Source organism: Undibacterium sp. Di27W (assembly GCF_049340345.1).
GTDB lineage: Bacteria > Pseudomonadota > Gammaproteobacteria > Burkholderiales > Burkholderiaceae_D > Undibacterium.
Genome location: NZ_JBMPOS010000042.1, coordinates 1 through 7,108, shown reverse-complemented (window position 1 = coordinate 7,108; position 7,108 = coordinate 1). Strand labels below are relative to the sequence as shown.

6 protein-coding genes are annotated in these 7,108 nt (G+C 52.9%); all 6 read left to right on the top strand.

Annotated features, from left to right (window positions below; genetic code table 11):
* Window positions 1-748: 748 nt before the first annotated feature.
* Window positions 749-2,665: a M66 family metalloprotease gene (locus ACO0LF_RS30890; RefSeq protein ID WP_423021173.1), complete on the top strand. Its 1,917-nt coding sequence runs from the start codon at window positions 749-751 to the stop codon at window positions 2,663-2,665.
* A 26-nt stretch (window positions 2,666-2,691) separates the two neighbouring features.
* Window positions 2,692-2,817, top strand: a complete 126-nt coding sequence (locus ACO0LF_RS30885; RefSeq protein WP_423021171.1) for a hypothetical protein — start codon at window positions 2,692-2,694, stop codon at window positions 2,815-2,817.
* 460 nt (window positions 2,818-3,277) lie between these two features.
* On the top strand, window positions 3,278-3,748 hold the full coding sequence (locus tag ACO0LF_RS30880) for a ricin-type beta-trefoil lectin domain protein (RefSeq protein ID WP_423021169.1): 471 nt from the start codon (window positions 3,278-3,280) through the stop codon (window positions 3,746-3,748).
* 125 nt (window positions 3,749-3,873) lie between these two features.
* Window positions 3,874-4,971: a M28 family metallopeptidase gene (locus tag ACO0LF_RS30875; protein ID WP_423021167.1), complete on the top strand. Its 1,098-nt coding sequence runs from the start codon at window positions 3,874-3,876 to the stop codon at window positions 4,969-4,971.
* A gap of 54 nt (window positions 4,972-5,025) precedes the next feature.
* Complete coding sequence (locus ACO0LF_RS30870; RefSeq protein ID WP_423021165.1) at window positions 5,026-6,243, top strand: hypothetical protein; 1,218 nt, start codon at window positions 5,026-5,028, stop codon at window positions 6,241-6,243.
* A gap of 471 nt (window positions 6,244-6,714) precedes the next feature.
* On the top strand, window positions 6,715-7,050 hold the full coding sequence (locus ACO0LF_RS30865; protein ID WP_423021163.1) for a hypothetical protein: 336 nt from the start codon (window positions 6,715-6,717) through the stop codon (window positions 7,048-7,050).
* Window positions 7,051-7,108: the final 58 nt, after the last annotated feature.

Sequence of the window (7,108 nt, the reverse complement as noted above, 5' to 3'; positions counted from 1 at the left end):
GATCATCGCACGTAAAATATTGCGAGTTGCTTTTAGCCTGTTCAAGAACAGCGTTGATTTTAATTCTGATCTCATCTCGATAAAAACTTGACGGGAACCATAGAATCTAATCGTACCTACACGGGCTCATGCTTTTCTCTGTGACTCTGTGTCTCTGTGGTGAGTTTTCAGGTCTTATGCTTTTCGTCTGCGAATGATCTGCAAAAAAATACCGACAGCCAGTAGGGTGCGTTGCAACGCACCGCCTTGCGCATCACGCCACGCATTTTCTCCCGACATGGTGCGTTATAACGCACCCTACAAAACTGCCGTGCTTTTCAAGCAGAATGAAAAATGACGGTCACCATGCGTACGATTACGCTGCGCTAATCACACCTACACGGGCTTCGCGGCTGAAGCCGCTCCTACGAAAACCAACTCGTCGTGTCTCTGTGTCTCCGTGATGAGATTTTTGGTCTTGATCATGGTGTGTTAAAAGCGCCCCGCATCCCACCCCCACCCTGAATTTCCAATTTCCCCCAGGAAATTCCAGGCAAACCCGGACAGTAATACGATACTTTTGGTCTAGTCTGAATGTACTTATGATATTATTTTAATAATTTTGGATTCGTTTCCAATTTACACGTAACATACTGTAGCGTTATGTATCGTACTTATTCAGCTAATTTGACTGCAGTGTCACATTGAAAATGTCAGCCATGTGCTGCCTGCCGTCGGGAAAGCGCTTATCACTACAAATGGAGTCTCTATGAGTAAGCAATACCCTGTGCTGGGCACAGTTGCGGTGGCAGTAGCGGGCCTGTTGTTGAGTGCCTGTGGTGGCGGTAGCAGTGCTGAGCAAGGGCGTTCTGGGGCCAGTCTGCCAGCGGGGCCGCCACCGGGTGCGACCTTGAACCTGGGGCCTATGCAATTTGCGCAAACCCATGTCTTGCCCGAAGCCGGTTTGCAATGGAAAACCGCCAATGGGGAAGAGATGGGCAGCCTGCACCTGACCGGCCAGCGCGACACCCTGGTGATGGTGGACCTGAAAAGCAGCGCCCCGCAAAACCCGGTGCTGGAAGCCTGGCTGAATAATCAAAAGCTGGGGCAAATCAGCCTGGCCACGCCAGACAAATTGCCACCTACCGAAGATGGCGGCAGCGCTTATGCCAGCAATCTCTACAGTGCAGTCTTGCCCGCCAGGATGGTCTTGCCAGGCGTGGCCTTGCGGGTAGTGGCTGACAATTTCGCACCCAGTGATTTCAAGAAACCTGAGGTGGGTTCGGATACGGATCTGGATATGTGGATAGTGCCCATGTATTTGTTTGGTGCCAATGATGCCAATACTTTTCCCTATGCAGTGACGGGCAACCCTGATCAGCCGACTTACCAGGAGATGTATGCCAAGTGGCCTGTGTCGCGCCTGAATGCCAAAAACCACCCTGTAACCAGGCTGGACTGGCCCTATATCATCATCGCCCCGAATGGCACTGATACTGCCTACAGGGTCGATAACAAGGACCAGCAAAAAGAGGGCTATGCCATCATGAACTCGGCCTTGCTGGTGCTGGAAGCCTTGCAAGTCGCCAATGGCGAAACCAGCACGGCCAACCAGATGTATGCCCCCTTGCTGATGCTGGGTGCCGATGGCCAGTTTGCCGAAACCGGGGGCGGCCTGGGTGGTGCTACCCATGCCACCGCCGACCATCTCTTCAGAGATGCTTACATCCATGAAGTGGGCCATGGTTTTGGCATGGCCCATGCAGGTGAAGCCTATGCCGAAGGCACCTATCCTTATGTGGCGGGCAGCTTGCTGGGCTCGGCCTGGGGCTATGACAGCGTGCGTAAAAAATTCCTCAGTACGCTGGTACCACGCAGTGCCGAAAACTATGCCGATGCCTGCCTGAACGACCCAGAACGCATCAAGGACAGCCTTGGTCGCTGCGTCAGGCAAGACCCCATGCAGGGTGGCGATGGCGACCAGGCCAGGGGGGATCACTTCGCCCTGTTTTCTGACTTCCATGCTGGCCTGATACAAAACTTTTTTGAGGGCAAGACCACGCTGGACAGCGAGGGCAAACACCAGTACCAGGGTGGCAAGATTTATGTCGATAGCAAATTTCCTAGTGGTTACAGCCGCTGGGACAGCATAGACAAAAAACGGGTAGGCTATACGCCGCTCACCGATATCGATGCCGACATCAATGGCTTTGACAATGGCTTCCCTACCGTGAGAAACGTGCCTGTGCGCACCATTATCTGGACCTATAGTCTGGCAAATACAGCTAAGGTAGCGCAGATCTATCCTGTACCACCAGCCTATAGCGGCAATCTGCGCCGTTATGTCGATCCGACCAATGCCAGCCAGTTGGCAGAAATCCATCCTGAGACAGGCAAGTATTTCAGCTATTGCAATCAGACCGGTTGCGATTTTACTTTGCGTGTCAGCTTTCATGATGGCAGTGTCCAGCACTTCTTGCTGCAGCAAGGCAAGCGCCCAGCGGGTGACCCCAGTGGCCCCACCCCGGCCAGCTATCTGAACCCCAGGGAGAACGACAGCTTCAGGATGTCAGGCCTGAATGTCAGTGCGGCAAAAACCATCAGCAAAATAGAGTTGCTCGACACCCCCAAGGGATGGAATGGCATCAGTAAGAACCCCAAGGTCTTGATCAGCAAGACGCCATAAACATCCGCAAGAAAAAAAAACTGGCAATGGCGAAAAAAATTAAACGCCATTGCCTCATGGAACTGGTATTGAAGCAGCACTGGATTTATAGCAAAGATGATGATTTCACTGCTTCTGTCGTGCTGAAAAAAACGATATTGAGCTGGTATTAATTCAATATTGGCCTGCATCAACAATCTGTAAAAACATGAGCAGAACACGAAAATTGATAACTTTTATACATGCCTTTTTTATCACATTATGTGCTATAGTTTGTTAATGCAATGTTAAGTTTCGGTAAGTACTATTATCCGCCAACTTATTGCATGAGCGCACTCGCGCCATTTCAAGCGGGACACTGATCTTGTCCCGCTGAAAATCAGACGGGCTGCATGCCAACAGGCCAGCCCATTTTTAACGATGCACCTTATACAGCCGCAACGTATGCATTTGTATGCATTTGCTTGCCGCCCTGCCAGACCACATCGTGTCTGCCATGCCATCACTGTCGCATGCCTGCGTTCACCGCGCCGGCAGATGGCAAGGTGCGTGCGCGCTCGGTCAGAACAGCGGGCAGCAAGCAATGCGCACAAAGACAGGCAAGGCAGCTGTCGTCACAAGAAAGTTGAAACAATGAACAAGCAAGCAATCAAAAAGCAAGCCATCATGGTCGCCTTCTCCTTTATGGCCACCTATGTCATCGGCGCACCAGCCACTGTCCAGGCGGCAGAGCTCCGCGGCATTGCGGGCAAGTGCCTCGATGTCGATCAAGGCAATACCCAAGATGGCGCCAGTGTGCAAATCTGGGAATGCAATGGCACAGCAGCGCAGCAGTGGAATTACAACCAGCGCACGGGTGAAGTACGTGGCCCCGCAGGCAAATGCCTGGACGTGGACAATGCCAATACTGCCAATGGCACACGCATACAACTCCATCAATGCAATGGCACCAATGCCCAGCGCTGGACGCATGCCAAAGGTGAGTTACGCGGCATCGCCGGCAAATGCCTGGATGTAGAAAACGCCCATACAGAAGATGGCACCCGCGTGCAATTGTGGGAATGCAATGCCAGCAATGCTCAGAACTGGGCCTTGTTACGCTGAAGTGGCAGTCGCCGGGCTGCAATGACATACATCAGATGTTAAGCAGCGCCAGCTTTTTTTGTGCACCGCTCTTTGGTGCACAAAAAATCATACACATCATCAAAAAGTAAGAAGTTAAGGTTAAGATGAAGAAAATCCACGATACAGTCGTCAAGTGCAGCACATTCCTCCTGCTGGCCACTGCCCTGGCACTGGGGCTGATTGCCTGCGGCGGCAGTTCTGGCAATAGCACAAGTGACGGCGCTGGCTATGACAAAATAGCCCCACCCAGCCCGGCAAAAGTACAGCAAAGCCCTGCCATCAGCGCGCAAAGAATGAGTGAGCTGGTGCGCGAACTGGCCAGCGCAAAATATGAAGGCCGCCTGCCTGGCACTACCGGTGACCAGCTGGCAGAAGACTATCTCGTCAATGAATTCAGGGCCATAGGCTTGCAGCCCGCCTTTGGCGACAGCTATTTACAGCGCTTCCAAACTACCATCGTCGAGCCGGATGGCGAGAGCCATGGCAATCCTGAAAACCCGCTGTTTGGCGAACGCATGGCCAGCAGTAATATCATCGGCATATTGCCGGGTACTGACCCGGTTTTGTCCAGGGAAGTCATCATCATCAGCGGCCACCGCGACCATCTGGGCCGCACGCCAGATGGCATCCATTATCCCGGCGCCAATGATGATTTATCTGGCCTGGCATCAACCATGGAACTGGCCCGCGCCTTCACCCAGCTCAAGGCCCGCAATATCGCCAACAAACGCACCCTGATGTTCATTGCCTATGGCGCAGAAGAACAGCATGAAATGGGTTCCATGTACCATGTGGCCCACCCTGTGCCTGGTGCGCCAAACAAGAATATCGTGCTCATGATCAGCATAGACATGATAGGTCTGGGCTTTGACAAGTGGAACACCTACTCGCAAGCCAGGCTCGATGAATATGCCAACACCTGGTATCAGGAAGTCTATAACGACAGCGATGATGACAGTGATGAATATTCACACGAGTATCCGCCCGAGAAGAAAAACACTTTCTCTTATGACGCTGGCCCTTTCGGCAAAATCGGCATCAACAACCGCGTATTTGGCACGATACAGAATATCCCGACTTATCACAAAACCACGGATACCTGGGCCAGCGTGCACTTTGGCCCTGCCGCCATCGCCACCAGGACCATCTTCGATTTCCTGTGGAAGGTCGACCAGGACCCGCGCGTACATGTCAAATCCTGATCCCGTATCCACGCATATTTTTTTATTATCTGAAACAAAGAAGGCAGCATCACCATGCATAACAACAAAACACATTCACATCACCTCGATGAGCAGAGCGTAGCAGACTTGCCGGCACACTATCGTCACGGCATACACGCCGTTCTGGTCGCCAGCCTGCTGGCCTTGCTGGCGGGCTGCGGCGGTTCTTCCGGCGAGGCCACGACAGCGCCCAAGCCAGAACCAGTACAGCCCGTCAAACCCAGCAAACCCGCCAGCATCAATGTCAGCAACTTCAAGGACAATGACACCATTCGCTACTCATTGCCGATACTGGCTGGCACTGTCAGCAGCGAAGTCAAGAGCGTCAGCATCACGACCACAGAAAAAGTCTATGTGGCCGATGTCGTCGAAGGCAATTTCAAGGCCGTTATCCCCCTGCATGTGGGCGCCAACGATATCAGCTTTAGCGCTGGCGGCCAAAGCGGCAATATCCGCATCAATTATGTCGCCGCTGACAATCCAAAAAAAGTCAGGATGATGTATGCCATCGCTGCCGATGACGACGGTCGCTTTGTCGCCGAAGCTGGCATGCCCAACAGCATGGAAGACGCCAAGACCCGCATCGCCCTGCAAGCCCTGCTGATGCAATCTGCCACTGCTGAAATGCTCTACAAAGGGGCCAGCCAGCGTGTCACCTATGCCCTGGTGGAAGATGGCTATGGCAAACCCATTATCAGCACCTTGCGCCTGCCACTGACGCGCGCGCAACTGTATGCAAAAACCGATAATGAAATCTACCAGGCCATTGCCAATGCACTGCAAGCCGAACCAGCTTCCAGCAATTTCAAGAACATGGTCACCATGGGATTTTCCAGCTACCAGAATGGCAAAATTGTAGGCCATGCCGCGCTGGGTGGCGGCAATCTCGGCATCTTTGGCTCACTGCATCTGTATGCCTGCCCAGCCAGCCTCGATCAATTGTCAGCCAGCTTTGGCAATGCCAAAAAAATCGACGCACTCGTCTTGCCGGATGATAGCGGCAATCGTGAAACTTACTGGGCACAATGTGCCACCGGCATGGGTGCGAGCCTGCATGAACTGGGCCATACTTTTGACCTGGAACATACGCCCACAGGCATCATGTCGCGCGGCTTTGACAACTTCAACCGCCTGTTCATGCTGCGCGAACCCGGTTTTGCCCCGGTGCTGACCACACAAAACGAAGGCGGCGCCGTCTGGGACCCGATCAGCATCCCTACGCTGGTCAATAGCGCATGGTTCAAGAGGTAGCCAGCAAGCCTGGCCTTGGGATACGGTGCGCACGGCGCACCCTACAAATGCGCCACAGGTAGGGTGCGCCATGCGCACCGTTCCAAGTATCTCACTACAGAGACACAGAGACGCATGTGCAATATGCGCATCCATCCTGGACAGAAAGTAGGGTGCGTTATAACGCACCGTTTCGTGCTCACGCAATGTAGAAAAATATGGGGCTTTGGCATGGTGCGTTGTAACGCACCCTACAAGACTGTGGTGAGAGGTCTTGTTTTTTTAAATCCTACGCGCGTAACGCGCCAACATAGCAATCGGTTGACAAGCCACACGCCATTTAGAACAACAACACTAAGCCCCCTGCTGTGTGGTTTTTTGCGTCAACGCAATGTCTGCGGGCGGCGTTCTTGGCTTACGTAGACTGACTACGAAACGCAAAACGAAATACAAAACTGAGCAAGCAACCCAAACACGAATAGGATAAATATCATGAACAAACTGATCATCGCCATCATCGCCATCATCGCTTCCACAGTTGTTATGGGTAGCGCATTTGCACAGACACCAGCGAGTGCTTCTGCAACGACAGCAGCCAAACCAGCTTCTGCAGCAGTCGCCGCCAGTGTCGCCAAACCTGCACCAGCAGCCAAAGTGGTAGCCGCTTCTGCATCTGCCAGCACAGTTGCAGCGACACCCGCAGCAGACAGCAAGTCAGCTTCCACACCAGAAGCCAAGCCAGCCAAACATGAAAAACATGTCAAGCATGGCAAAAAAGAAGCGAAAGTAGCAGGCGCCTCTGCCGCTGCCAGCGCAGCATCGAAATAAACGCAGTCTACAAAACAATGACCAGCGGCAGCAGATGCTGCCGCTTAAAAAATGCAAC